This window comes from Pacificispira spongiicola (assembly GCF_012926505.1).
Taxonomy (GTDB): domain Bacteria; phylum Pseudomonadota; class Alphaproteobacteria; order UBA8366; family Aestuariispiraceae; genus Pacificispira; species Pacificispira spongiicola.
This window is the reverse complement of the sequence record NZ_JABBNT010000001.1, coordinates 147807-174224: the sequence shown is the minus strand read 5'-3', so window position 1 is coordinate 174224 and position 26418 is coordinate 147807. Positions and strand designations below refer to the sequence as shown.

Here is a 26418-nt window from a genome sequence, read left to right as displayed (position 1 = left end):
GGTTAACATCGAAGTATGAAAGAAGGACCGGACATAGCCCTCGTCGCGTCGCTGATCGGCGATCCGGCGCGCGCGAACATGCTGACCGCCATGATGAACGGCAAGGCCTATACCGCTACCGAACTGGCGGCGGAAGGCGGTATCTCCCCGCAAACGGCCAGCACGCACCTGAAGAAACTGGAAAGCGGCGGCTTGATCCGGCAACGGAAGCAAGGGCGGCATCGGTATTTCTCCTTGGCGGGGCCGCAGGTCGGCGTTGCGCTGGAGGCCCTGATGGGGCTGGCGGCGGAACAAGGCCATACCCGCACCCGAACCGGTCCGAAAGACCCAGCCCTGCGCAAGGCGCGGGTCTGTTACGACCATCTGGCGGGCGAACTGGCGGTCATGCTGTTCGACGGATGGCTGGAGACCGGCCTTTTGCAGCAGGATGATGAAGACAGCGTGTCGGTGACACCAAAAGGGGATGCCTTTTTCCGGACCGTCGGTCTGGACATGGACGGTTTGATCGGGGCGCGGCGGCCTGTCTGTAAATCCTGCCTGGATTGGAGCATGCGCCGCACCCATTTGGCCGGTGGTCTGGGACGGGCGGTTCTGGACCATGTCTACCGGAACGGTTGGGCTCGCCGGGTGGACGGAACCCGCGCCGTGCAGTTCACGGCACAGGGGGAAAAGGCGTTCCGACACAGTCTCCTGCCGTTGGTTTAGCGGCATCGAAAAGAATTGACGGTCCGGCGATATGGCCTACCTATGACGATCTCATTTTCCAGTCACAGCTTTGTCGGATGGTTCCCATGCAGTCCGCGCGCGGTTTCCAGTTTCTTCTAAGCCCGGGGCCGACGCCGGTTCCGGATCGTGTCCTCAATGCAATGCACCGGCAATCGGTCGACTTCTCCGGGCCCGATTTCATCGCGCTCAGCGACAAGATTTTCGAGGATGTGAAGTCCGTCTTCCAGACGAAAAGCGTTGTTCATATCTACACATCCAACGGTCACGGCGGCTGGGAAGGCGTTCTGGCGAACCTGCTGTCGCCGGGCGATGAAATCCTGATTCCGGAAGTCGGCGTCTTTTCCGAAGGCTGGCGGGATATGGCCCAAGCGCTGGGGATCGTCTGCCGCACGGTGCCGAACGACTGGCGCACGGCGATCGACGCGAACCGATTGGAAGAAGCCCTGCGCGCGGATGTGGACCGCAAGATCAAGGCCGTGCTGTTCACACATGTCGACACGGCGACCGGTATCGTCAGCGACGTGAAGGCCGCCCGTCAGGCCATCGACGCGGCGGGCCATCCGGCGCTGTTCTGCGTCGACGCCATCGCGTCGCTCGCGACCACGGATCTGCCCATGGATGCCTGGAATCTGGACGTCGTCGTCGGTGCGTCGCAGAAGGGCCTGATGATGCCGCCGGGGCTGGGCCTTGTGGCCGCCAATGACCGCGCGATGGAAGCGTCGAAAACCGCGACCCTGCCGCGCCGATACTTCGATTGGCAGGAACGCATCAAGGGCATGCACTATCAGCGTTATGCCGGGACCGCGCCGGAACATCATATTTTCGGTTTGCGCGAGGTCCTGGACATGTTGGCGGAAGAAGGGCTGCAAAACGTCTTTGCCCGGCATCGTCGTCTGGCCGATGCGGTGCGCGCTGCGGTCGAGGTCTGGACGGAAGGCGGGGCGTTCGAATTGAATGCGCTGCGTCCGGAACAGCGGTCGGATTCCGTGACGTCCATGCTGGCCGGTCCGAATCTGGATGTCGGCGCATTGCAGGCGATGGGCCGTCCGATGAACCTGTATATCGGGTCCGGCGCGGGATCGATGAGCGGCAAGAGTTTCCGCATCGGTCATATGGGCTTCATCAACGAACCGATGATCCTGGGGTCGCTTGCCGCCATCGAATTGGTGCTTCGGCGCGCGGGCGTAGCGATCGGCCAAGGCGCTATGGATGCCGCGATCGCATCGCTGGCGGCCGCTGAACCAGCCCGGACAATGGCAAACGCCGCCGAGTGAGTTCCGCGGCTAGATCGCCCGGAGCGGCGGCAGGCGTGCCTCGAAAGGTGACGATTGCACCACCGATGTGTTGGTGGTGGCATAGACAAGCAATCGATCGATCAGGACTTCTAGGTCCTGCATGCTGCGGACATGCGCCTTTGCGATGAAGCAGTCGTCCCCGGTGATACGGTCGCATTCCACAAAGTCGGGCGTATTGGCCAGCATTTCCGCGACTTTCTTCAATTGGCCCGGCAACGGCCGGACGCGTAGCCATGCCGTGATTGCAAAGCCGAGAGCTGCGGGGTCGATATCGACCGTATACCCCCGTATGACGCCGACATCCTCCAACCGTCGTATCCGTTCGGCAACGCTGGGGGCGGATAGTCCGACCGTGCGCGCCAGTTCCGCAGTGCTGATCCGAGCGTTCTTCGCCAGGACGGTAATTAGCGTTTCGTCGGTCGAATCCAAGGACTGATTTTTGAATCGAAGGCGATTCATTCGAAACTCCAATTTATTTGTTCCTATTTATCAAATTACCCTTCGAAAATCTATTACTTTAATCGATATAGACATTCATCCTTTGCATAACGGCAAAAGGATGGCGCACATGACGGAAAAAATATCGGGATACGGGAAGATTGCTGATCGGGTGCCACCTCATGCGTGGTTCGGCGTCAGTGCGGTTTTTCATTATCTGGGCCCGTCTTTTGCCGTGCTTCTTTTCCCGTCGGTCGGCGTGCTGGGGGTGGCATGGTTCCGTGTAGCGTCCGCCGCCGCCGTGTTTTGTATCCTGACGTCGCCGGTTCGGGTTTTCCGCGAATCAACATGGATGGGGCGGGGGTTATTGGTTGGGCTAGGGCTGTGTCTCGCGGTGATGAACACGTCATTTTACCTAGCTCTCGACACACTGCCGATGAGTCTCGTCGCCGCAATGGAGTTCATTGGGACGATTGCAGTGGCGCTGTACGGCTTGCGCACCGGTCGTAACCTGATCGCACTGATTCTGACAGTTAGCGGTGTATTCGTTCTGGTGGACGTCGTGTGGCAGTCTGATCCGTGGGGATTGTTTTGGTCGACCGTGAACGCGGCACTGTTCGTCGGCTATATCGTCCTTGGGCACAGGGCGGCCGCGGAAGGGGCTGATCGCGGGGTGGAGCGTCTTGGCGCAGCCATGGTGATCGCATTTCTCGCTCTGCTACCGGTAGGGATTGCGCAAGCTGCGACCGTGTTCACCAATTCGTATTTGGTTCTTGCCGGGATTGGTGTTGGCGTTTGTTCGTCTGTGATCCCGTATATCTGCGATCAGCTTTCCATGTCACGCCTGCCGCGCGGCAGTTTTGCCCTAATGTTGGCGCTCCTGCCGGCGACGGCGACGATTATTGCGGCGATCGTTCTTTCACAAATTCCGACGTTGCGCGATCTGATCGGAATAGCCCTAGTCATGCTGGGCGTCGCCATGCATCGGCCCGCAACCTAGACTGCGGAATTACTCCGCCGCAGCGGTGGAGGCGAGTTCCATATGGCCGTATTTGCTCTGCGCGAAGACCCGTCGGACCATGGGCTCGAAGAAGTCGAGCGGCAGGGTGTCGTAATCGGGGTCGAAAGCGTTCTGATCGTAGTTCTGACAGAAATACGCACAGGCGTCGTAATAGGGATGATCTTTGAAACGATCCCGCGCGTTGCGGTCGCCGCCCAGGAAATGGTCGTAATAGTAACCCTGGAACAGGCCGTGATGCTTCACGATCCAATGCGTCTTTTCGGAGACAAAGGGCTTCAGAATCGCGGAGGCGAGATCGGAATGGTTATAGGGGCTGAGAATATCCCCAAGGTCGTGCAGCAAAGCCGCGACCACCAGTTCCTCATCCGCCCCGTCGCGGTGGGCCCGCGTTGCGGATTGCAGGGAATGCTGATACCGCGTGACGCGATACCCGCCCCAATCCACGTCCAGGGATTTCAACTGATCCAGAACACGGTCCACGAGGTCGGCGTTGAATTTCTCCTCCAACCGACAGAGAAGGTCCCAGTCCTCCTGGGTGCCGTCTTCCATTTTGGTCCAGTTTACGTATTCCATCGACCCGATCCTTCCGGAAAATGTCCCGGACCGTCATGCGGTCCGGGACTGTGTTAGACGCCGGATTATTACACGTGGATCGCGCGCTTCTCTACATCAAGCGCCGCTTCCTTGACCGCTTCTGAGAAAGTCGGGTGTGCGTGGCATGTCCGCGCCACGTCTTCCGACGATCCGCCGAATTCGATGATGGTCACGATCTCGTGGATCATCTCGCCCGCGGCCGGGCCGATGATATGGGCGCCCAGCACCCGATCGGTTTCCGCGTCCGCCAGGATCTTGACAAAACCATCGGTCGCGTCGTTCGCCTTGGCGCGGGAATTGGCCATGAAGGGGAATTTGCCGACCTTATAGGCGCGGCCCTGTTCCTTGAGCTTTTCCTCGCTCATCCCGACATCGGCGACTTCCGGCCATGTGTAGACCACGCCCGGAATGGCGTCGTAATTGATGTGCGGCTTCTGCCCGGCCAGAATTTCGGCGATGACGACGCCTTCATCCTCTGCCTTATGGGCCAGCATCGGGCCGGGGATGCAGTCCCCGATAGCGTAAATGCCGTCGATATTGGTCTTGTAATGGGCATCGACCTGGATGACGCCGCGCTTGTCTCGTTCCACGCCGATGTCGTCCAGTCCCAGACCTTCGGTGTAGGGACGCCGTCCGATGCAGACCAGAACCTTGTCGACGGACAGGGTTTCCACGTCGCCGCCCGCCGCCGGTTCCATCGTCAGCTCGACGCCGGATTTCGACTTCTTCGCGCCGGTGACCTTGGTCTTCAGCTTGAACTCCAAGCCCTGCTTTTTCAGCGTGCGCTGGAAGGTCTTGGACACCTCGCCGTCCATGTTCGGGACAATGCGGTCCAGGAATTCGATGACCGTGACCTGCGCGCCCAGGCGCTTCCAGACGGACCCGAGTTCCAGACCGATGACGCCGCCGCCGATGACGGCAAGATGCTTCGGCACCTTGTCGAATTCCAGCGCGCCGGTGGAGGTGACGATGGTTTTCTCATCGACGTCCAGACCCGGCAGCGGGGTCGATTCCGATCCGGTGGCGATGACGATGTTCTTGGTTGTCAGGACCTTGCCCTTATCGTCGCCTTCGGTCACGGAAACCTGACCCGGCGCATCGATATGGCCACGCCCTTTGACGTAGTCGATCTTGTTCTTCTTGAACAGAAATTCGATCCCGCCGGTCAGGCCTTCGACGATTTTCGCCTTGCGGTCCAGCATCGCCTTCAGGTCCAATTTCGGCGACACGACGATGCCGTGGCTTGCGAAACTGTGCTGGGCTTCGTGGTAGAGCTCGGAGGATTGAAGGAGCGCTTTCGACGGGATGCAGCCGACATTCAGGCAGGTGCCGCCCAGTTTGCCGCGCATTTCCACGCAAGCCGTCTTCATGCCCAATTGCGCGGCGCGGATCGCTGCCACGTAACCGCCCGGCCCTCCGCCGATTACGACGACGTCATAGGTCTCGCTCATCCTTCAAATCCCTGGATTGTTCATCGGTGACGCTTCGCCGGACATTGCCCCAATCGCGCCGGACGGGCAAGTACCGCCACCCGGACGGCGGCATGCAGGAACGCTTTGACTCCGCCCCGCGCGATCCCCAAATGAAGGGGGATAAGGCGGGCGGCGTTCCGATCCCGCAGGGTAGATTTGGAGGATTGTTGATGAGACGGACCTTGATGGCCGCAAGCCTTGTTCTGATGATGCCGGTCGCCGGTGCCTGGGCCGAGGAGCCGACCGCCCCGGAAACCATGGCGGCGGAAGGGATATCGAAGCTCATGAAGGCGTTGGAACTATTCGTCGACTCAATCCCACTCTACGCCGCGCCGGAAATCCTGCCGAACGGGGATATCATCCTGCGCCGGATTCAGCCTGACGATGATGCCTCTCCGACCGACGGCACGCCGGAAGGCGATACCCAGACCTGATGCATCCCCGCATCGTTTCGGCTTTTCGGTTGCGGGTTTCCGCGCATCGCCTCACAATGTGATCACAGTAATGCGGTACACACCGCACGGTCGACGAGGCGATTTTACGGTAATGCAGTCCGACGACGGCGACGAAGACACCGGACACGACGAGCCTGCGCCAAAAGGCACGACGCTTCAGGAACGTGTCTACGCTGAATTGCGCGAGGCGATCATGCTGGGCCGGTTCCGGCCCGGTGAGGCGATGACCATTCGGGGATTGGCGGACAGTCTGGGCACCAGCATGATGCCGGCGCGGGAAGCCTTGCGGCGTCTCGTGGCGGAACGGGCGCTGGACCTTTTGCCGAACCGGCGCGTCACGGTGCCGACCATGACCGGCGAAATGTTCGAGGAATTGACCGAAGCCCGCGTCGCCCTGGAAGTGCTGGCCGCGCGCCGCGCCTTCCCGGCCACCGATCCGGCTTTTGCCGATCGGTTGGAAGCCATCGACCTGGAACAGGATGCCGCGATCGAGGCGCGCGACTGGGCGCTGTATCAGGAACGCAACCGCGCCTTTCATTTCGAACTCTACGAACGCGCGCCGGGCCGCGTTTTGATGCCGATGATCGAAAGCCTGTGGCTTCAAATCGGCCCGTTCCTGTATCTGACCCGTGAAAGCCTGGGCCGGACCTATATGGAAGACCGGCACAAGGAAGCGGTCGCCGCCATCCGAAGCCGCGACGAAGACGCCCTGGCGTTGGCCATCGAACAGGATATCCGCGACGGCATGGGCGGCCTGCCCGCGCTGATCGCCGATCAAAACGCTGAAGGCAAGTCGGTCGAAGCGGTCGGTTAATAGGTATTGATGTCGTCTTCCGCGTCGGCGGGACGTTGGAACAGCTTCTTCACCACGAAAACCGATACGACCGCCAATACGGCGAAGGCGATCATCACATCGCGCCAGTTTTCCAACAAAACGAGGTTGCTGAACCAGAAGTGCTGTTCCGCGAACAGCATGGCGGAAACAAGCGCCGCCGCGATACCGATCGGCAGCACGAAGAAGTTCAACCCGATGGCGATGTCGGCGACGATCAGAAGCAAGGCCAGGATCAGCCAGACCTCCGACTGAAACACCCAGAAGGAAAGGGAGGTCAGCACGTCCATGCGATCAGGCCTCCCGCTTCGCGCTATGCAGCGTTTCGGCCAGAACCTGCAAAGACCCGATGGCGCCGGTCACATCGGTCGGCACGATGATCGTCTTCGCATTGGGCGCGGCGGCGACGGCGGACAGCGCGTCGACTTGGCGCTTCATGATTTCGAAATCGATGGCGGGTTGGCCGTTCTTTGAAATGGCATCGGCCACAAGGCGGGTCTGTTCGGCGTCGGCCTCTGCCGCGACTTTCACGGCATAGGCATTCGCGTCGGCCTGGAGCCGCACCGCTTCGGCATCTTTTTGCGCCTGATAGAGTTTGGCGTCGGCGGCGAGTTCGACGGCGCGCTTTTCGCCCTCCGCGACCGCGATGGCGGCGCGGCGCGACCGTTCGGCATTCAACTGCTGACGCTGCGCATCCTTGGTCTGTTCATCGACAATGACGTCGGTGATTTCCGTGCGCGTGATTTCGATGCCCCAGACCTCGGCGGCCTGTTGCAGGTTGCGGGCGATTTCCTCGTTCATCGATTCCCGTGACGACTGCAGGTCGTCCAGTTCCAGCTTTCCGGCGGCGGACCGCACGATGGAGGTCGCGGCGGTATAGATCGCCTGATCGATATTGCGGATACGGTAAACGGAGGATGCCGCATCGGTGATCCGATAGAAGACCGTCGCTTCCAGGCGGACCTCCACGTTATCGCGGGTGATCACGGAAATTTCGAATTCCGGCAACTGCCTTTCGAGAACGGAGACGCGATGCGCGACCCGGTCGAGGAACGGGACGATGAAGCTGAGGCCGGCCGGCAGGGTTTTCGTATATTTCCCGAAGCGTTCGATCACGTAGACCTCGCTCTGGGACACGATCTTCACGCCTTTTACGACCAGCGTGATGGCGAAAATCACAAGGATAAGGGCGATCACACCCGAAAGAGAATTTTGAATCATGTAAAAGAAGCCGCCGTTCACGTCCTAACTCCCCGGTTGTAATTGCCTGTAAGGTATAGGCGGCGCGGCGGTCTGCCGGAAGCAAAAAAAGCCCCGAACCGTCGGGTCCGGGGCTTTTTTCATGGACTTGCGTCCAGCGGCTTAACGGGCGGTTTCGGCCGCTTCCGAGATTTTCCCGGTTTCGTCCCGGAAATAGCGGAAGAAGTCGCTGTTCGGCGGTCCGACATAGGTGGTCGTATCGCTGCTCAACCCCTTCGTCATGGCCTGCATGGACCGCCAGAAATCGAAGAAGTCGACATTCTGACCATAGGCGGCGTTGTAGAGGCCCTGGGCTTCGGCATCGCCTTCACCCTGAAGGATTTCGGCCTTCTTGCGGGCTTCGGCGAGAATGACGCGCTGGCGTTTGTCGGCGTCGGCACGGATGCGCTGGGCTTCCTTGCCGCCTTCCGCGCGGGCCAGCCGGGCTTCCTGTTCACGCTGCGTGCGCATGCGTTTGAAGATCGCGTCGCTGTTTTCCGACGGAAGGTCGATGCGTTTGATGCGAACATCCACGACGTCGACACCGAAGCCTTTGGCTTCTTCGGCGACGATGCGGGTGAATTCCTCCATCAGGCGCGCGCGTTCCGGTGTCAGGACGACGGTCAGTTCGACCTCACCCAACACCCGCCGCAAGGCGGAGTTGATCAGCGAGTTGAAACGCTGCTGCATGCCGCGTTCGGTGCCGACCGATTGGAAGAACAGCAGCGGTTTGGTGATCTTGTACCGGGCGAAGGCGTTGACGACCAACTGCTTCTGGTCCGCGGTCGGGATTTCCTGTGCCGCGGCGTCGTAGTCGAGGACGCGGTTGTCGAAGAACCGCGCGGTATCGACGAACGGTACCTTGAAATGCAGACCCGGTTCCGTGATCTGACGACGCGGTTCACCGAAGCGCATGACCATGACCTGTTCGGTTTCGCGAACGGTGAAGGCGCTGCTGGCGGCGACGATCAGGCCGACCACCAGGACGCCCAGGAGGATAAAGCCGGTGCGGTTCATCAGTTCGACCCTCCCTGATTGGTGGTGGTTTGGCCCGTTGTCGTTACCTTGTTCGGGGTCAGACGATCCAACGGCAGATAGGGCAGAACGCCGTTACCGCCCTGACCATCGGTGTCGATCAGAACCTTATTCATGCGCTGAAGGATTTCTTCCATGGTTTCCAGATAAATCCGGCGCTTGGTGATATCCGGCGCCTGTTTGTATTCCGTCAGGATCGACAGGAAACGCTGGGTGTCCCCCTGTGCCAGATTGATCTTTTCTTCCTTATACGCTTCCGCCGCGCGGATGATCTGCTGTGCGTTCCCTTCGGCGCGCTGCGTCACTTCGTTGAAATAGGCGGTGGCCTCGTTGATCGACCGTTCGCGGTCGGCCTGGGCCGCCTGAACGTCGCGGAAGGCATCGATGACCTCACCCGGGGGGCTGACGCTTTGCGGGTTCAGACGCGTGATTTCGATACCCGCGCCGTAATCGTCCAGGATTTCCTGGATTTTTTCCTGCGCATCGATCCCGACGGCGTTACGACCGCGCGTCCGGATGAATTCGAAATTGCTCTTACCCACGATTTCGCGCATCGCGGCCTCGGCGGCGTTCTTGACGCTTTCTTCCGGGTTGCGGACGTTGAACAGGTATTCGCCGGCGTCGCGGATGCGCCAGAACACGGAAAACTGAACGGCAACGATATTTTCGTCCCCGGTCAGCATCTGGCTTTCTTCCGGGACGTTGCGTGTCGTGGCGCCGGATTCGACGAAACCGATATTCACCTGATTGATCGCGGTGACGTTCGGTTTGATCACTTCGCCGATCGGGGCCGGGAAATTGTAGTTCAGGCCGGGACCGGTGGTGGAGGTCAGCTTGCCGAAGACCAGTTCCACGCCCTGTTCTTCCGGGCCGACGGTGTAGAAACCGCTGCCGAGCCATGCCGCGATCGCCAGAAAGACCACCGCAATGGCGCCCTTGCCGCCGAAACCGCCGGGCAGGATGGCCTTCAGCCGTTCCTGACCCTTGCGGACCAGTTCTTCGACATCGGGCGGTTGGCCGCCTGGGCCGCGTCCGCCGCCACCGCCGGGTCGTCCCCAGGGGCTGTTGGGGCCGCCGCCGTTTCCGCCGCCGTTTCCGCCGCCGTTACCGCCACGTCCGCCACCATTGCCGCCGCGTCCGCCGCCGCCGGGGGGAGATCCCCAGGGGCCGCCGCTATTGTTTTCCCATGGCATATTCTGTCTATCCGTCCGCCGTTGTTCGTCGTTTCACTTGCCCGGACTGGTCCACTGATCGGTTCGACCAGTCCGAAACCCCCTAATCGCGCCGCGCATAACACTAGATTTCACGGCATCGGACAACCCGCGCGCCCCACGCGCGATGAATTGCCCTATCGACTGCGCATCCACGCAGCCTAATTGCTTCCGGGACTTTGCGCCCCGGTCTTGGTTCATATATGTAGCCTTGGACGGGGATACCACCGTTACCCAGCAGGATTCTTTTCATCGAGGGGACTTCTTTCATGGCCGATATCACCGAAGACAGCGTCAAACGAGCCCTCGCGGAGGTCGCGGTGCCCGGCGGCGGCGACGTCGTTTCGTCCGGTATGATCTCCGGGATCGCCATTCGCGACCGCATGGTTCAAGTGTCCCTGGATATCGACGATCCGTCGCGCGCGGCGGAATTCGAACCGTTGCGCCGCGCGGTCGAGGAGAAAATCGGCGCACTGCCGTCGGTCCTGTCGGCCAGCGCCGTGCTGACCGCGGAAAGCAAGAAGCCGGCCGCCGCGACTGCCGCGCCATCGGAATCCGGTGGAAAGGGCGTGTCCGGTATTCGCCATATCATTGCCGTGGCCAGCGGCAAGGGCGGCGTCGGCAAATCGACCACTGCGGTGAACCTCGCGCTGGCGCTCAAACAGTTGGGGCTTTCCGTCGGTATCCTGGATGCGGATGTCTATGGCCCCTCGCTGCCGCGTATGATGGGGTTGGCCGGGCAGCGTCCGACATCCCCCGATGGGAAGACGCTGGTACCGTTGGAAGCCTATGGCACGAAAGTCATGTCCATCGGCTTCCTGGTCGCGGAAGATCAGCCGGTGGTCTGGCGCGGTCCGATGGTGATGGGCGCCTTGCAGCAGATGATGGACGATGTGCAATGGGGCGCGCTGGACGTCTTGGTCGTCGATATGCCGCCGGGCACGGGCGACGCGCAATTGTCGCTGTCGCAGAAGGTGCCGTTGGCGGGGGCGGTCATCGTTTCCACGCCGCAGGACATCGCCCTGCTGGATGCCCGCAAGGGATTGAACATGTTCCGCAAGGTCGATGTGCCGGTGCTGGGCATCGTCGAGAATATGTCCATGTATATCTGCCCCAATTGCGGGCATGAGGCGCATATCTTCGGCCATGGCGGTGCGAAGGCGGAGGCGTCGAAGCTGGAGACTCCGTTCCTGGGCGAAATTCCGCTGGATATCGAAATCCGGGAGACCTCGGACGGCGGCACGCCGATCGTCGAAACCCAGCCGGACAGCCCGCACGCGGCGGCCTATCTGTCGGTGGCGCAGAAAATCCGCGAGGCGCTGGACGGCGGCCAGGCGTCCCGCGCGGCGCCGCGCTTCGTAGACGAATAGGGCGTTCGAATGCTACGCGCCGTCCTCTTCACGCTGTGTCTGCTCCTCGCGGGCGGGGCGGGATTGGGACGCCCGGCGCATGCTCAATCGATGGGGGACGGTGCGGGAAATCCGGAACGTCTGATCGAAATCATTAATTCTGCCCGTAAGGAATGGGGGCTGAGGCCGCTGCGGTTCGAGCCGCGCTTGACCCAGATCGCCGAGCAGATGACGCAGTCGATCTATCTGGGCCAGAACATGGATGCCGTCGCCGACGGCCTTGAAACCCTGCTGCGTGAAAAGGGGTATCCCAACATGCTGTTCGGCGGGCGCTATGCGACCGTGGACGGTGGCGTCGATCCCATGATCCGCGCCTGGCTGGAAGAGGGCGGACGCCAGAGCATCCTTGTCAATCCGAACGCCACCGAAATCGGCGCGGCGCATAAGGACAGCACGGGGTCGCCGGTCGCCGACATGCCGCGCAATATCTGGGCGGTGGTCATCGCCGATCCGGCGCGCCCGGCGGCGGAAGACTGGCCGAACCGGATATTGCTGCTGGTCAATTCCTTTCGCGCCCGATACGGCCTGCCGGGGTTGAAGGCCAATGCCTTCCTGGACCGGGCGGCGATGATGCAGGCACGGGACATGGTGACCCGCGATTTCTTCAGCCATATCAATCCTGACGGCGACGGGCCGGGAGACCGCGCGACCCGGGCCGGATATAAGTTCCAGCGTCTGTTGGAAAATATCGCCGTCGGCCAACGGTCGCCGCGCGATGTGGTCGACGCCTGGATTCGGTCCAAGGACGGCCATCGCGAGGCCATGCTGGATCCGGCGGTGACGGAGCTTGGAATCGGCTATGTCTTCGCGCCATATGAAAACGGGCGGATCAAGGGGCTGCACTATTGGGCCATGTCCCTGGGACGACCGCTTGAATAACGAAAAGAGCCCTGGGGAGAAACCATGACGGCGTTGGAAAAATTGCGGGACGGCGGGACGGCGATCGGCACATTCGGCATGATCGACGGGACGTTGAGCGTTGAAGGGCTGGCGCGCGCCGGCTTCGATTTCGTATGCCTGGATCGTCAGCACGGCCTGTTGGACGACGCCACGGTCTGGAACCAGATCGTCGCCATCGGCAAGGCGGGGAAGGCCTGCCCCTGGGTGCGGATTCCCTGGAACCGCCCAGAGGACGCGATGCGTGCCTTGGACGGCGGGGCGACCGGCATCGTCGCGCCGATGATCGGATCGCGGGCGGAAGCGGAAGCCCTTGTCCGCGCGTGCCGCTATCCGCCGATGGGCGAAAGAAGCTGGGGCCCGATCCGGGCCGGTATGAACGATCCCGTTTTCTATACGGAAACCGCGAATGACAGCATCTTCGTCGCGGCGATGATCGAAACGCGCGGCGGCTTCGACAATTTGGAAGAAATCGCGTCGACGCCGGGGCTGGACGCGATTTTCGTCGGGCCGAACGATTTGAGCTTCGCGATATCCTCTTGGCAGCCGGGCATGCCGACGCATACCGATTTTCTGGACGATTTGCGCCGGATTGCTGAGGTCGCTACAGCGAACGGTAAGATTCCCGGCATCCACTGCGCGGATGCGGCTATGGCACGGGCGGCGCGGGGCTGGGGGTATCGATTCATGACCGTCGGTGCGGATATCGGCTTCATGGTTCAGGCGGCCAAGGCGACGGTCCTGGACGCCAGAAAATAAACGGGTAATCGCGTCGGAAAATTGCGGCATCCGATTCTTGCGCCACCCGGAAGGGGCTGGCAGTGTGCCGCCGACGATAAATTCTTTTCAGGGAGTGTTGTGGGATGAAAACGCGCGCCGCTGTCGCCTTCCAGGCGGGAAAACCGCTGTCGATTGAAGAGGTTGATCTCGACGGTCCGAAGGAAGGCGAGGTTCTTGTCGAAATCAAGGCGACAGGCATCTGCCACACAGACGAATTCACGTTGAGCGGCGCCGATCCGGAAGGGGCCTTCCCGGCAATTCTGGGCCATGAAGGTGCCGGTGTCGTGGTCGATGTCGGTCCCGGTGTGAAAACCCTGAAGAAGGGCGATCATGTCATTCCGCTCTACACGCCGGAATGCCGGGAATGCGAATATTGCCTGAATCCGAAGACCAATCTGTGTCAGGCGATTCGCACGACCCAAGGGGCCGGCGTCATGCCGGACGGCACGTCGCGTTTCTCGCTCAACGGCGAAAAGATCCTGCACTATATGGGCACGTCCACCTTCGCCAATCATACGGTGCTGCCTGAAATCGCCTTGGCGAAAGTGCGTGAGGACGCGCCGTTCGACAAGATCTGCTACATCGGTTGCGGCGTGACGACGGGCATCGGCGCGGTCATCAACACCGCGAAGGTCGAACCGGGTTCCAACGTCGTCGTGTTCGGTCTGGGCGGGATCGGCCTGAACGTCATTCAGGGCGCGAAGCTTGTCGGCGCGAACATGATCGTCGGCGTCGATCTGAACCCGGCGAAAAAGGAAATGGCCGAAAAGTTTGGCATGACCCATTTCGTGAACCCGAAGGAAGTCGAAGGCGATCTGGTCCCGTATCTGGTCGACCTGACCAAGGGCGGCGCGGACTATAGCTTCGAATGCATCGGTCTGCCGCAGACCATGCGTCAGGCGCTGGAATGCTGCCACAAGGGCTGGGGCGAAAGCATCATCATCGGCGTCGCCGGTGCGGGTCAGGAAATCTCCACCCGTCCGTTCCAGCTGGTGACCGGCCGGTCCTGGCGCGGCACGGCCTTCGGCGGTGCGCGTGGGCGCACGGATGTGCCGAAGATCGTCGATTGGTATATGGACGGTAAAATCTCCATCGATCCGATGATCACGCATACGTTGACGCTGGACGAAATCAACAAGGGCTTCGACCTGATGCATGCGGGCGAAAGCATTCGCTCCGTCGTCGTTTACGACTGATCCGGACGGGACGGATGACGACGGTCGGCTCGAATCCGTCCCATTCCGCCGACACGCAAACCGCCCCGCAACGGGCGGTTTGTTTCGTTAATCCCAATGCCCGCGCCGCACGGGACCAGACGGACGCCTTTGTCGCGGCATTGGAAGGGCACGGCGTCTCGGTCACCCTGAAACGGACGAAATCCAGGGAAGAGGCGCTGGATCTGATAGACGCCCTGCCGGAAACGGATGCGATCCTGGTCGGGGGCGGTGACGGCACGATCAGCGGCTTGTTGCCGTCCTTGCTGAAGCGGCCCGAACCGATCGGCATCCTGCCGCTGGGTACGGCCAACGACTTCGCGCGCAATCTGTCCATTCCCGCCGACCCGCAAGCCGCCGCCGCCGTGATCGCCGGGGGACATCGTGTCGCGGTCGATACCGGCGTAGTCGGGGATCGCCCCTTCCTGAATGTCGTCAGCCTGGGGATCAGCGTCGAAATTGCCAGCATGCACGAAGACGGTGCGAAGAAACTCTTGGGCCGTTTTGCCTATCCCATTCGCTGGTCCGAAGCCTGGCGCCGGCACCGGCCGTTGAAACTTGAAATCGACGTGGATGGGGAAAAGCGTCGGACCCGGTGTTCGCTACTCGGCGTCGGGTGTGGGCGGCATTACGGCGGCGGATTGACGCTGGATGAACAGGCGAAGCTGAACGACGGCTTTCTGCATCTGTATTATGTCACACCGAAGCATGCATTGCATTGGGTCCGGTTCCTGCCGGGATTGTGGCGCGGCACATTGCGCCGGACGGAGGGGGCCTTTACGGCGCAGGGTAGAGAGGTCAGCATTACCGTGTTGAGCGGTAAGCGGAAGAAGGTGAACGTGGATGGCGAAATTGTCGCGAAAACCCCGATCAAGGTATCGGTACGGCCGCGTAGCCTGACTGTCTTCGCGCCTGTGGACGCGCCGGAAGACGTCTTGGAGTAACGCTGAAAGGATGGGAATATGTCAGTTCTAATTCCCCCGGAAATCGCTGCCTTGAACGATGTTATTCAGGCATTGTGGCATTGCGCGCGGGCGATGCGGGAAAGCGCGGCGGTTGACGGGATAGCCGCCCCGGCCAGTTTCAAGCAAAAGGCCGATGGGATGTCCGATCTGGCGGATAGACTGTGCGATATTGTGCGTGAATTGGGACACACGCCGAGGGCGGAGCCGACGGTCGAGGAACGCGAGGTTCTGGAAAAAGCCTGGGTCGAACTGCGCGGCGGTCTGACCGGCGATCCGGTCCCTGCCGCAGAGGCGCGCTGCGCGGAAGCGGAGCGGCAATTGATCGAGACCGCCAAGGATGCCTTGTCCGAGGAAACGCTCCCGGTTTCGGCTGTAGACCTGTTACGTCCGCTTATCGCCGGGACCTATTGCTGATCGAAGCGCGCATCGCATCTTTGAAGAGCGATCGCGCGGCTATTAAAGATTTATGCTGGCTGGATCGCGTCTTGCAAAGACGGGGCGGCGCCGTCACCTTTCCGATCATCAGTGCACGGTTCTTTGGGAGAGTTCGGATGGGTTTGGAAGTCCTCAATCAGTGGAAATGCTTCGGCGGAACACAGTCCGTTTACGCGCATGCAAGCGAAGCGACCGGGACGCGGATGGAATTTTCCGTGTTCGATCCGGGTAAGGGACCGGCTCCCGTCCTCTACTGGTTGTCGGGCCTGACCTGCACCTGGGAGAATTTTACCGCGAAAGCCGGGGCGCAGCGTTATGCCGCCGAACACGGCCTTATACTGGTTTGCCCGGATACGAGCCCGCGCGGCGATGACGTGCCGGATGCGGCGGATGAATACGATTTCGGCAAGGGCGCCGGATTCTATGTCAACGCGACGCAGCAGCCCTGGTCCAAGAACTATTGCATGTACGATTACGTGGTAAGCGAGCTTCCCGGCGTCGCTGAAGCGACCGTGGAGACGACCGGCCAGCGCGGCATTTCCGGCCATTCGATGGGCGGGCATGGGGCGCTGACCATCGCGTTGAAAAACCCGGACCAATACAAATCCGTTTCCGCCTTTTCCCCGATTGTGGCGCCCAGTCAGGTTCCCTGGGGGCATAAGGCGCTGGGTCGCTATCTGGGCGACGACCGTGCCGCCTGGGCCGACTACGATGCCACGGAACTGGTGGTCGCGCGGGGATGGAACGGCGATATCCTGATCGACCAGGGCAGCAAGGATCAGTTCCTGGAAGAACAACTGCGATCCACCCTGTTCTCCGATGCCTGCGCCAAGGCGGGCGTGACGCTCGACCTTCGCTTCCAGGAAGGCTACGACCACAGCTATTATTTCGTCGCAAGCTTCATCGGAGAACATATCGCGTGGCATGCCGCGCGCCTGTAACGCCCATCTTTACATCGGAGATTCGACCAACCCTTGCGTGTTACGGGGCGACGGGTCTGTTTGTTTTTAAACTCAAGATCGCAAATGGGTATTAGTTAAAATTAAACTACTGGTAACCAGTATATGGTAAAGACATTGAATACGTTGGGGAATAAGAGCGAACTTGCGATTGGGTGGCGGAAACATGCTCCTGAAAACAGGGGCGCTCGCGGTTGAACTAGGAGACGCCACATATGTCCGACGACAGCATCGATTCCCGACTCAAATATCTGTGTATCGACCAGGAAACCCGTAGCGACGTCGTCGCGGTTCGCGACGATATCATCAAGGGCATAGGGCCAATCCTGGACGATTTTTATCGTCATGTTCAAACCAACCCGGAAGCGGCGGAAATCCTGAAAGGGAAATCCCTCGACGGGTTGAAGAAGGCGCAGACCTTACATTGGTCGACCCTGTTCAGCGGGACTTTCGATGCCGATTATGAACGGAAGGTGACGGCGATCGGTAACGCGCATATGCGCATCGGTTTGCGTCCGTCAGTTTATATCGGCGCCTATCTGTTCGCGCTTAACAAGATCGTCGATCAATTCGCGAAAACCAGCCGCCGTACCGATCCGGTTTTCGTCAAGCGGCTGAAAAGCGTGCTGAAAGCGGTTTTTCTGGACATGGACTTGGCGACATCTGTCTATCTGTCCTCCGGTGAAAAACAACGCAAGGATATGCTGATCGAGATCGCCAATGATTTGGAAACGGAAATCAGTTCCGCGATTTCACAGGTATCCGCCCAGGGCGACGGTTTGCAGCGCGAGGTCGAGGCCTTGCTGAAAATCGCGGAACGTCTTAACGACAATTCGGAAACCGTCGCGGCGGCGTCGGAAGAAGCAACGGCCAACGTTTCCACCGTCGCGGCATCGTCGGAAGAACTGTCGCATTCCATCAACGAAATTGGGAATCAGATAGAACGCGCGCAAAATTCGGTTGCCGAGGCCACGCAGGAGGCGAGTTCCGCTTCGTCGATCGGCGAGTCCCTTGCGTCCTCTACCCGCGAAATCACCGATATTTTGAAACTGATCACGGATATCGCCAGCCAGACCAATCTCCTTGCGCTGAACGCGACAATCGAGGCCGCGCGGGCGGGAGAGGCAGGAAAGGGCTTTGCCGTTGTCGCGGGCGAGGTGAAGTCTCTGGCTACCCAGACCCAGAAGGCAACGGAAGAAATCCGTGAAAAGGTCGAGGCAATTCAGAACCGGACGAACGAAATGATTGCGTCCATCGCGCAGATCAACACCGGCGTTGGAAATGTTACGGCCACGTTTTCCGAAATCGTTACGGCGGTCGAAGAACAACGGCAGGCAACCGGCGAGATCGCGAAGAATATCAGCGAGGCCGCCGTCGGCACGCAGGAAGTGTCCCGAACCATCGGTCAGGTCGCGTCGGAAGCGACGGAAACCCAGACGGTCAGCCAAAAGATCGGCAGTGCCGTCGACGCGGTCGGTCATGCGAATAGGGATATGGAAAACCGCGTTTCAAACCTAATGAGCAGCCTGCGGTCCCAGGAGGAATTCGATCGCCGCGTGAAGGCTCGGCGTTCTCGCGACGAAGGTGCGGCAGGACAAGAACGACGCGACCGGAGCGACCGGCGGAAATCCTGATCATCGATCCCGAACCTATAAAGGTGCGTGGAGTTGACGCCCGAGTAAGCAGCGCCTAGTTTCCGGCGCACTTTTCGTCGGTTAACCTTTTTCGGAATTTGGGATCATGACCAATCTGCGCGACCTAGCCCTGAACGCCCGTGCCTGGCCTTTTGAAGAGGCGCGCAAGGTCCTGAAACGCTACGAAAAGAAGGACCCCGAGAAAGGCTATATCCTGTTTGAAACGGGCTATGGTCCGTCCGGTCTGCCGCATATCGGCACTTTCGGGGAAGTCCTGCGCACGACCATGGTGCGCCGCGCTTTCGAAATGATGAGCGATATCCCGACCAAGCTGATCGCCTTTTCGGACGATATGGACGGGCTGCGCAAGGTGCCGACCAACGTCCCGAACCAGGACATGCTGACCGCTGCGTTGAACAAGCGCCTGACCAAGGTGCCGGATCCGTTCGGGACGCATCCCAGCTTCGGCGAACACAACAATGCGCGTCTGTGCGCCTTTTTGGACAGCTTCGGCTTCGAATACGAATTCGCCAGTTCGACGGACTATTACTTTTCCGGCAAGTTCGACGACGCGCTGATCCGGGTTCTCGAATGCTATGACAATATTCAGAAGATCATGCTGCCGTCGCTGCGCGACGAACGACGCGAGACCTACTCGCCGTTTCTGCCGGTCGATCCGGACACGCATGAAGTCTATCAGGTCCCGGTCCTCCATACCGACCCGAAGAACGGCACCATCGTCTATCGCCACCCGGATGGCCGCGAGGTCGAAACCCCGGTCACCGGCGGTCGCTGCAAGCTGCAATGGAAGCCGGATTGGGGCATGCGCTGGTATGCGCTGGGCGTCGATTTTGAAATGTCCGGCAAGGATCTGATCGACAGCGTGAAACTGTCCAGCCGCATCTGCGAAACCCTGGGCGCACCGAAGCCGGAAACCCTGACCTATGAATTGTTCCTGGACGATCAGGGCCAGAAGATTTCCAAGTCGAAGGGCAATGGCCTGTCGATGGAGGAATGGCTGACCTATGCGCCGGGCGAAAGTCTTTCGCTTTTCATGTTCCACAAGCCGAAGACCGCGAAGAAGCTGTATTTCGACGTGATCCCGAAGGCGGTGGACGAATATCTGGTCTTCCTGGACAAGTTCCCGGACGAGGAACTGGAACGGCAGATCGAAAACCCGGTCTGGCATATCCATAACGGCAAGCCGCCGGCGTCGGAAGTGCCGGGGATCAGCTTTGCGCTGCTGCTGAATCTGGCCTCCGTCTGCAATACGGAAGACAAGGCGGTTCTGTGGGGCTTCATTTCCCGCTATGTGCCGGAAGCGTCGCCGGAAAACGATCCGATGCTGGATCATCTGGTCGGGTTCGCGCTGCGTTACTACCAGGACTTCGTGAAGCCGACAAAGAGCTTCAAGGCCCCGGATGCGACCGATCTGGCCGCGATGAAGGACCTGCGCGACGTGTTGGCCGGTCTGCCGGAACACACGTCGGCCGAGGATGTTCAGACGGAGGTCTACGAGGTCGGCAAGCGCCACGGTTACGAAAACCTACGCGACTGGTTCAAGGCCCTGTATCAAATCCTGCTGGGGCAGGAACAGGGCCCCCGGATCGGCTCCTTCTTTGCCCTATACGGTCTGGCGGACACGATTGCCTTGATCGACCGGGCTTTGGCGGGCGAAGATTTGAGTGCGGCCTGAACGGTCGTCGCAAGAACCGGAGCGGCCCATGAAGTTCGATCTCGGAAAATCCCTGGGTACGATCGTCAAGCTGGCGGTGATTTGTTTCGTTGTCGGCTGGCTGCTGGTGCAGTTCGATATTTCGCCGGAAGCGATTTTCGACAATTTCGGTGAAACCGTCCGCAAGATTTATGACATGGCCCGCGGCGCGATCGAATGGAGCGCGGGTTACATCGTCATCGGTGCCGTGATCGTCCTGCCGATCTGGTTGGTCGCCGTCATCCTGAACGCCTTGAAAGGGCGTCAGCGTAAGTCGGATTAAGGGAAGGGGACGGTTATGGGAATTTCCGGACTTCTGATCATCATTATCGGGATCATCGCGTCCACGTCCTTCCTGGGCATGATCATCGGCATTCCCATGATCCTGATCGGGATCATCCTCGTCGTTCTGGCCGTCATCAAGGGCGGTATCTCCGCCATCTGGCGGCTCGGTGGCGGCGGAAAGTGACCGCCCGTCTCTCGTTACCGCTAACGGTAATGTTGATGGTCGGCGCCTGTTCCTCAAAACCGGACGGTGAGGAGGCATTCGACGGATCGCGTTGGGCCTTCACATGCGACGAGATCGCCTTTGATCTTCAGTACAGCCGGGATGTCGAGCGGGCCCTGTTGGAGGCCGGGGGGCGGCGATATATTCTGACGCAGCAACGTACCGCGTCCGGCGCGCGCTATGGCGACGGGAAAGGAACCTTTGTTTGGAGCAAGGGACGCCAGGCCCAGTTCGAACTAGCCGGGAAGCCCTATTCGGGCTGTATCGGGCGGGAAGACTAATTCCTTAGGCTAGAAAGCTGTAGCCCGATAGCTTGTTGGCGCTGATCGAGGGCAGGACCGATAGGACGGCGGTCGTTTCATGCAGGGCCTTGCTCGCTTCCGTCAGGTCACGCCGGGACAGGCTGTAGAATTTCAGGCCCGCACGGGCGGTATCGACCAGGTCTTGCAACATGTCCTTGGCCTTGCGCGCGTCGCTGGCGAAGCCGCCGCCGGTATCGATCTGCCCCGTGGAAGCGTCTTTCGCACCCGTTCCATTCCGCTTTTCAAGCGCGGCTTTGGCCGTTGCAACGATTTCCGCCACGGTCGGTAGCGTGCGGTAGGACGACTGTGATCCTTCGGCGGCGGCATAGGCCTTGGTCGCGTCGGCGAGTTCGAGGCTGAGTTGCCGCAACTCCCGCGCGGTCGCCTTGGGCTTGCCGTCCTCGCCGGGCTGTAGGGCCTCAAGCCGCGCGGTGATCCAGTCGACCTTGTGCTGCGCGGCGTCCGGGATGTCGACGGCACCGCCCCGGCGATAGGCCTGGATACGATGGACGATCCCATCGGCTTCCCGAACCTTGCTTTTCAGATCGGCGGCCTTGTCCGGATCCAGTTTCGACAGGGTTTCGAGCAACGGCTTGGTCCAGTCGGCGCGCGCCTTCGTTCCGACGGCGGAATTGGCCACCGTCGTCTGACTGTTTCTCAGGGAAGACAAACCGTCCATTTCTTGAACCGTTCCTCGTCGGGCCCGCACCGGGCCGCTCAATTTCGTTCTTCTACGCCTATTATACGCCGCCGTCTCGCAGAATCATCCGCAAGGGTCAGGCGACGACATTCACGGTCGGTGTCGGTAACGTCGTATCTGCCGCCATGTCATTCAACAGTGTTTCTACCGTCTTCAAGGCCTTTTCCGATTCTTTCAAATCATTCTCGGCGCCCGGATCGTTCTCCATTTTTCGGCGGGCCTGTTCGATCAGGCTCTTCAACATGGATTTGATGAACCGCACATCCCGCATGAATTCTTCTTTATCCTTGTCGACGCCGCTTACGGCGCCGTGTGCCTTGTTGGGGATATCGAATGGCGTTGGCGCCGCCGCATCTGTCGCCGCCTCGTTCTCCGCGTCGGACCGGTCTTGTGAGTCTACCGCACCCTGCGACGCAGAGGCCGCCTCAGTCGTTACCGTCGGATCGCTCTCGGTATTCGTCGATGTCGTGCCGTCCGTGGAAATAGAGCCTGTTGGGGCGGTGCCGGCCTGGGCAAGATCGGCCTGGGCAAGTTCGGTTTGGGCAAGATCGGTTTGAGCGACATCAGTCTGCGTGGCGGTCATCATGGCCGGGTCCGGCGCCGACACGCCTGCATTCGTGCCGCCGGCACTGGCATATTCCCGCACGGCGGCGGCAAGCATGCGGCTCAATTGCTTGATCTGCCGGGCCATGGCTTCCGGGTCCAAGGCCAAGAGGCGCAGCATCTTCAACTGGGCCTTGATCTGTTCCAGCTTCTCCTTGGCGCGGGCCTTGCGGGCTTCCCTAGCATTGTCCTTCGTGGATTCAAGCTGCCTGATGACGTTGTCCGCATCGCGGGCTTGTTCCACCAGATTGCCGCCGAACTGCTCGTCCAACGCAGTGGCGATCCTGACCAGCGGCGATGCGTTGGAATGCGCGGAGTCGCGTTCCTGCCGGGGCGTGGCCGGATTGCGGATCGTCAGATTGGCGAGGTTGCTCGCCGTCAAAAATGAGGAAATGCCCTTCATTCTTTATGGCTCCTTCCTGAACGCTATCGGGCGGCTTCTGCCGCCCCGGTACTAAACCTTAAACCAGGATGCGAATCCCGGCGCTGCCCAGCGCCTTCGGTGGATCCAGCTTCGTCAACGCCGTATGGATATCCATGACGGCAGACCGGGCGTTCAGCATGCCGCGTTGCGCGCTGCGGCTCTTATTGCCCAGCGTGTCCAGGCGATCCTGCGCGGTGTTCAGCGCGTCGCCGATCGTCGCGGCGATCCCGCGCACTGCCTGGACGAAGGCGTCGCCGGTCGACAGGGCTTCCATCTGCGCCTGTTTCGACCCGGTAAGAACGGGCGGGACAGTTAAAAACCCTGTATCGCTGTTCGTCTTTTCGGTGGTCAGCGCGGTCGCCGGCAGGGGCGGAGCGGGACTCGCGCTCGGTCCACCGGCCCGTTCGTAGTCCTCGACGGCCTTGCTCAGTTCCTTGCCCAATTGCGCGGCCATACGGGCGGCGGTTTTCGGGTTGGCCGTCGCCATCAGGTGCAGCACCTGCAGACGGGCGTTGATCTCAATGACTTTCTCACGCGCGGCCTTGATGCGCTTTTCGTTTTCGTCCTGACGCGCGGCGTCGGATCGATCTTTTGTCGATTGGTCGCCCTGAACCGAAGATAGGATTTTTTCAGGAGCGGCGGTCGCATCCTGCTTCGTGGCATCCTGTGCCGAAAGGGGGGCTGCCCCAACTGAACCCAGGACGACAGGCGTCGTGGATTTCAGACCCGCTAAACCGTCCATTCTGATCGGCTCCCACACGGAAAAGTCAGCGAGATTTCTTTCTCGCGGTATTATCATAGTCCATTTTCTACCAAGAGTCTCGTCTTTTCGTGCCCATAGAATAAGAGCGGCTTCCGATTGAAAGCCGCTCTCATCCCGGGATACAGGGAATGCTATCGTTTAGAGACCTCACCCGGCGGTCCCCGCCGACCGATTTTGCGTCGGAAGCGTGTTCTGCTTCGCTTTCAACCGATCGACGATCCAATCCAGGGCGGAGCCGATTTTCACCATGGTGCGCCAGGCGGAGGCGGCATGGTTCTCGTTGATCCGGCGGTACTGATCTTCGACGCCTGCCTGCGGGGCCAGACCGTACCAATGAGTGAAGACCAAGGCCAAGGCAGAGCCACGATGATAAGACATTTTCTTTCTCCTTCGTCCGTGTTGATATGAGTAATAAAAGCTTTATCTACCTCCGTGACAAACGAGTGTTTTTGAACGTATAGGATAGTTAGTCTTAATCGTGAGGGGTTATGGCAAGAGATCTTCCGCCGCTGGGATCGCTGCGCGCCTTCGAGGCCGCCGCCCGGCATATGAGCTTCAAGGACGCCGCATCCGAACTGCATGTGACGCCCGCCGCGATCAGTCAGCAAATCAAGACGCTGGAGGATTTCTGTGGGGTTAAGCTGTTCCGGCGCCTTACCCGCGCCCTGGTGTTGACGGAGGCCGGGCAGATCGCCCTGCCGCAGATCACGTTGGGACTGGACCAACTGGCGGCAGGGTATCGCTTGATCAAGGGGCATGGCGGGATCGGGCCGTTGGTCGTGTCCCTGCCGCCGTCCTTCGCGACGAAATGGCTGGTCCCGCGTTTGGGGCGGTTTCAGGAACGTCACCCGGAAATCGTGGTGCGGATCGATGCGACGTCCCGACTGGTTCAGTTCGATGCGGAGGGCGTGGATATCGCGATCCGCTTCGGCAAGGGACACTATCCGGGACTGACGTCCCATCATCTGTTCCCCAGCCGGGTGATCCCGGTCTGCAGTCCGACTTTACCCGGTCCGAATCGACCGTTGGAAAAGCCGTCCGATCTGTCGGCCTTCACCCTGTTGCATCTGCGGGACAGCGATGCCCCCGGCACGGAACCGGTGTGGGACATGTGGTTGCGGGCGGCGGGGGTGACCGGCGTCGATACGCGTTTGGGCCCGCAATTTGGCGAGTATGGCTTGGCAATTGACGCCGCGGTGTCGGGTCAGGGGGTGGCGCTCGTCGATGCCAGCTTGGCAGAGGTGGAACTGAAATCGGGCCGCTTGATTCAGCCCTTCGCGGATGTTGCCGGAATCGAGGACGAGTTCTGCTACTACCTGGTCTACCCGAACGGACGTGGCGACGACCCGCGTATCAGGGCGTTCAAGGTCTGGATAGAATCTGAAATTCTGCCCGCCCCGGATAGTGACGCGATTTAAACCGGTCCGCCGAAGAGGTCCCGCATCAAGTCGGTCATGACCGCCGCATCCTCCTCATCGAAGGCGTCGGGCCGGTCGCTGTCGATATCCAGAACACCGATCAGGGTGCCGTCCGGGCCGTAAACCGGCAGCACCAGCTCGGACCGCGTGCTGGACGAACAGGCGATGTGACCGGGAAAAGCGTCCACGTCCGGCACCAATTGGACTTCGCCCGTCCGGGCGCAGGCGCCGCAGACGCCCTTCGAAAAGGGAATGGTCAGGCAGCCATGCCCACCTTGATACGGGCCGATCTTCAGCGTGTCGTCCCCGACATTGCGGTAGAACCCGACCCAATCGAAGCGGTCGTCGCCATGGAACAGCTCGCAGGCCGTCGTCGCCATCAATGTGATCGTGTCGGTTTCGCCGTCGGCAAGCGCCTTGATCCGGGCAACGAGGTCGGCATGGCGATTGGTCTGCATGGGACGATCCCTGTGTAAGAATGACTAAGCTTTCAACGGGAGTTGGTAGCAGCGGCAAAAGAAAAGCCGCACACAGCCGCCAGCCCCCTCCCGAGAGGGACTGTAGCGGTAGCGCGCGGCGAATGTCGGATCAAGCGTGGCGAGCGTCAGCTCTTCACCGCGACCTTCTTCACCGGGTGGCTGCTTTTGCCGTCCTTCGGCATATGCAGGGTCAAAACCCCGCTGTCGAAATTCGCTTCGATCTGCTTGCTGTCGACCCCGTCGGGAATGCGAAAGCTGCGGCGGAAGGCCCCGTAATGCCGTTCGACATGGCGCATATTCTTGTCCTGCCGATCGGATTCCGTTTTCTTTTCGCCATGTACCGTCAGCAGCGGACCGCAGACGGAAATGTCGATGTCGTCGGCGGAAATCCCGGGGACTTCCAGGCTGATTTCAACGGAATCGTCCGTTTCCGCGATATCCGCACGGGTTTCCAACGCGTTCAGGTCGCCGAAGACCGATCGCGGCATCGTATCCCAGCGATAAGGCCAGGACGTGAAAGCCGCATCCATCCAGTCCAGCATTTGACGGACCGGCTGGAACATCGCATCCGGAGACAGGGCGGTTATAGGGTTCAATGGATTGGGGAATTCCTGACCCGACGGTTCCACGGAGGAAACCGTGGGCTTCTTCCCCACGGGTGTTTTCGCGGATTCGGGTTGAACCTGTTCCTGTTGTGACATGATTGTGCTCCTTCCAGAAAACATGGGGCCAAAAACCATAGGAAATTTGGCGACGCCGTAGCCTGATTGTTCTTGTTCGGAGTGCCACTGAACGCAACTGTGACGCGATTTTGTGCGTTTGAAAAAGGACGCGCCATGATCTGGATCAAGATCGTAACCACGGATGATGACGTTTTTGGGACCGGCCGGGACCTT

31 protein-coding genes are annotated in these 26418 nt (G+C 60.3%); 18 read left to right on the top strand and 13 right to left on the bottom strand.

Going from position 1 to position 26418, the window contains the following annotated elements:
* Positions 1–15 precede the first annotated feature (15 nt).
* Together HH303_RS00885 and HH303_RS00880 are read left to right on the top strand one after the other, a co-directional pair.
* Positions 16–705: an ArsR/SmtB family transcription factor gene (locus HH303_RS00885; protein WP_169623324.1), complete on the top strand. Its 690-nt coding sequence runs from the start codon at positions 16–18 to the stop codon at positions 703–705.
* Positions 706–791: 86 nt separating this feature from the next.
* Complete coding sequence (locus tag HH303_RS00880; RefSeq protein ID WP_169623323.1) at positions 792–2000, top strand: pyridoxal-phosphate-dependent aminotransferase family protein; 1209 nt, start codon at positions 792–794, stop codon at positions 1998–2000.
* Between the two features lie 9 nt (positions 2001–2009).
* On the opposite strand, the gene HH303_RS00875 is transcribed toward HH303_RS00880, so the two are convergent.
* Positions 2010–2480, bottom strand: coding sequence for an Lrp/AsnC family transcriptional regulator (locus HH303_RS00875; RefSeq protein ID WP_169623322.1), 471 nt, complete (start codon positions 2478–2480; stop codon positions 2010–2012).
* A 109-nt stretch (positions 2481–2589) separates the two neighbouring features.
* Between HH303_RS00875 and HH303_RS00870 the strand changes: the two genes are divergently transcribed.
* Complete coding sequence (locus tag HH303_RS00870; protein WP_169623321.1) at positions 2590–3459, top strand: EamA family transporter; 870 nt, start codon at positions 2590–2592, stop codon at positions 3457–3459.
* Between the two features lie 9 nt (positions 3460–3468).
* Here the strand turns inward: HH303_RS00870 and HH303_RS00865 are convergent, their stop codons facing one another.
* Together HH303_RS00865 and lpdA are read right to left on the bottom strand one after the other, a co-directional pair.
* On the bottom strand, positions 3469–4053 hold the full coding sequence (locus HH303_RS00865) for an HD domain-containing protein (protein WP_169623320.1): 585 nt from the start codon (positions 4051–4053) through the stop codon (positions 3469–3471).
* A gap of 68 nt (positions 4054–4121) precedes the next feature.
* Complete coding sequence (gene lpdA, locus HH303_RS00860) at positions 4122–5525, bottom strand: dihydrolipoyl dehydrogenase (RefSeq protein WP_169623319.1); 1404 nt, start codon at positions 5523–5525, stop codon at positions 4122–4124.
* Between the two features lie 191 nt (positions 5526–5716).
* On the opposite strand from lpdA, the gene HH303_RS00855 reads away from it, so the two are divergent.
* Both HH303_RS00855 and HH303_RS00850 read left to right on the top strand, forming a co-directional pair.
* Positions 5717–5980, top strand: a complete 264-nt coding sequence (locus HH303_RS00855; RefSeq protein ID WP_169623318.1) for a hypothetical protein — start codon at positions 5717–5719, stop codon at positions 5978–5980.
* 112 nt (positions 5981–6092) lie between these two features.
* On the top strand, positions 6093–6815 hold the full coding sequence (locus HH303_RS00850) for a GntR family transcriptional regulator (RefSeq protein WP_169623317.1): 723 nt from the start codon (positions 6093–6095) through the stop codon (positions 6813–6815).
* Here the strand turns inward: HH303_RS00850 and HH303_RS00845 are convergent.
* From HH303_RS00845 to hflK, 4 genes are all read right to left on the bottom strand, one after another.
* The gene (locus tag HH303_RS00845; RefSeq protein ID WP_169623316.1) at positions 6812–7123 is read right to left on the bottom strand and encodes a hypothetical protein; all 312 of its coding nucleotides are present in this window, start codon (positions 7121–7123) and stop codon (positions 6812–6814) included. The genes HH303_RS00850 and HH303_RS00845 overlap by 4 nt on opposite strands.
* A 4-nt stretch (positions 7124–7127) precedes the next feature.
* Positions 7128–8054 carry an SPFH domain-containing protein gene (locus tag HH303_RS00840; protein ID WP_169623315.1) on the bottom strand — a complete coding sequence of 309 codons (927 nt, stop codon included), beginning with the start codon at positions 8052–8054 and terminating at the stop codon, positions 7128–7130.
* A gap of 141 nt (positions 8055–8195) precedes the next feature.
* The gene (gene hflC, locus HH303_RS00835; RefSeq protein WP_169623314.1) at positions 8196–9089 is read right to left on the bottom strand and encodes a protease modulator HflC; all 894 of its coding nucleotides are present in this window, start codon (positions 9087–9089) and stop codon (positions 8196–8198) included.
* The gene (gene hflK, locus HH303_RS00830; RefSeq protein ID WP_169623313.1) at positions 9089–10300 is read right to left on the bottom strand and encodes an FtsH protease activity modulator HflK; all 1212 of its coding nucleotides are present in this window, start codon (positions 10298–10300) and stop codon (positions 9089–9091) included. Before hflK ends, hflC begins: the two co-directional genes overlap by 1 nt.
* A gap of 287 nt (positions 10301–10587) precedes the next feature.
* Here hflK and apbC point away from each other — a divergent pair, with 287 nt between their 5' ends.
* The 12 genes from apbC to HH303_RS00770 all read left to right on the top strand — a co-directional run bounded on the left by apbC (position 10588) and on the right by HH303_RS00770 (position 21114).
* Entirely contained in the window at positions 10588–11688 is a 1101-nt protein-coding gene (gene apbC, locus HH303_RS00825) for an iron-sulfur cluster carrier protein ApbC (protein ID WP_169623312.1), read from the top strand.
* Positions 11689–11697: 9 nt separating this feature from the next.
* Positions 11698–12606, top strand: coding sequence for a CAP domain-containing protein (locus HH303_RS00820; RefSeq protein WP_169623311.1), 909 nt, complete (start codon positions 11698–11700; stop codon positions 12604–12606).
* Positions 12607–12630: 24 nt separating this feature from the next.
* The gene (locus HH303_RS00815; protein ID WP_169623310.1) at positions 12631–13383 is read left to right on the top strand and encodes an HpcH/HpaI aldolase family protein; all 753 of its coding nucleotides are present in this window, start codon (positions 12631–12633) and stop codon (positions 13381–13383) included.
* Positions 13384–13487: 104 nt separating this feature from the next.
* Complete coding sequence (locus HH303_RS00810; protein ID WP_169623309.1) at positions 13488–14600, top strand: S-(hydroxymethyl)glutathione dehydrogenase/class III alcohol dehydrogenase; 1113 nt, start codon at positions 13488–13490, stop codon at positions 14598–14600.
* A 14-nt stretch (positions 14601–14614) separates the two neighbouring features.
* Positions 14615–15562, top strand: a complete 948-nt coding sequence (locus HH303_RS00805) for a diacylglycerol/lipid kinase family protein (RefSeq protein ID WP_169623308.1) — start codon at positions 14615–14617, stop codon at positions 15560–15562.
* An 18-nt stretch (positions 15563–15580) separates the two neighbouring features.
* Positions 15581–15997, top strand: coding sequence for a ferritin family protein (locus tag HH303_RS00800; protein WP_169623307.1), 417 nt, complete (start codon positions 15581–15583; stop codon positions 15995–15997).
* A 137-nt stretch (positions 15998–16134) separates the two neighbouring features.
* Complete coding sequence (gene fghA / locus HH303_RS00795) at positions 16135–16959, top strand: S-formylglutathione hydrolase (RefSeq protein ID WP_169623306.1); 825 nt, start codon at positions 16135–16137, stop codon at positions 16957–16959.
* A 233-nt stretch (positions 16960–17192) separates the two neighbouring features.
* Entirely contained in the window at positions 17193–18611 is a 1419-nt protein-coding gene (locus HH303_RS00790; protein WP_169623305.1) for a globin-coupled sensor protein, read from the top strand.
* A gap of 106 nt (positions 18612–18717) precedes the next feature.
* The gene (locus HH303_RS00785; RefSeq protein WP_169623304.1) at positions 18718–20307 is read left to right on the top strand and encodes a lysine--tRNA ligase; all 1590 of its coding nucleotides are present in this window, start codon (positions 18718–18720) and stop codon (positions 20305–20307) included.
* A gap of 28 nt (positions 20308–20335) precedes the next feature.
* The gene (locus tag HH303_RS00780; RefSeq protein ID WP_169623303.1) at positions 20336–20608 is read left to right on the top strand and encodes a DUF6460 domain-containing protein; all 273 of its coding nucleotides are present in this window, start codon (positions 20336–20338) and stop codon (positions 20606–20608) included.
* 15 nt (positions 20609–20623) lie between these two features.
* Positions 20624–20794 (top strand): hypothetical protein, encoded by a 171-nt coding sequence (locus HH303_RS00775; RefSeq protein WP_169623302.1) that lies wholly within the window; start codon positions 20624–20626, stop codon positions 20792–20794.
* The gene (locus tag HH303_RS00770; protein WP_169623301.1) at positions 20791–21114 is read left to right on the top strand and encodes an MliC family protein; all 324 of its coding nucleotides are present in this window, start codon (positions 20791–20793) and stop codon (positions 21112–21114) included. The genes HH303_RS00775 and HH303_RS00770 overlap by 4 nt, the downstream gene beginning before the upstream one ends.
* 4 nt (positions 21115–21118) lie before the next feature.
* Here the strand turns inward: HH303_RS00770 and HH303_RS00765 are convergent, their stop codons facing one another.
* The 4 genes from HH303_RS00765 to HH303_RS00750 all read right to left on the bottom strand — a co-directional run bounded on the left by HH303_RS00765 (position 21119) and on the right by HH303_RS00750 (position 24003).
* Positions 21119–21814, bottom strand: coding sequence for a hypothetical protein (locus HH303_RS00765; RefSeq protein WP_169623300.1), 696 nt, complete (start codon positions 21812–21814; stop codon positions 21119–21121).
* Positions 21815–21911: 97 nt separating this feature from the next.
* Entirely contained in the window at positions 21912–22841 is a 930-nt protein-coding gene (locus HH303_RS00760) for a hypothetical protein (RefSeq protein ID WP_169623299.1), read from the bottom strand.
* Between the two features lie 58 nt (positions 22842–22899).
* Entirely contained in the window at positions 22900–23604 is a 705-nt protein-coding gene (locus HH303_RS00755) for a hypothetical protein (protein WP_169623298.1), read from the bottom strand.
* 168 nt (positions 23605–23772) lie between these two features.
* Complete coding sequence (locus HH303_RS00750; protein ID WP_169623297.1) at positions 23773–24003, bottom strand: hypothetical protein; 231 nt, start codon at positions 24001–24003, stop codon at positions 23773–23775.
* 110 nt (positions 24004–24113) lie between these two features.
* Between HH303_RS00750 and gcvA the strand changes: the two genes are divergently transcribed.
* Entirely contained in the window at positions 24114–25043 is a 930-nt protein-coding gene (gcvA, locus tag HH303_RS00745; RefSeq protein WP_169623296.1) for a transcriptional regulator GcvA, read from the top strand.
* Here the strand turns inward: gcvA and HH303_RS00740 are convergent.
* Positions 25040–25501 carry a GAF domain-containing protein gene (locus HH303_RS00740; RefSeq protein ID WP_169623295.1) on the bottom strand — a complete coding sequence of 154 codons (462 nt, stop codon included), beginning with the start codon at positions 25499–25501 and terminating at the stop codon, positions 25040–25042. The two genes, gcvA and HH303_RS00740, sit on opposite strands and share 4 nt — an antisense overlap.
* 146 nt (positions 25502–25647) lie before the next feature.
* Positions 25648–26223, bottom strand: coding sequence for an Hsp20/alpha crystallin family protein (locus tag HH303_RS00735; protein ID WP_169623294.1), 576 nt, complete (start codon positions 26221–26223; stop codon positions 25648–25650).
* Between the last annotated feature and the right edge of the window lie 195 nt (positions 26224–26418).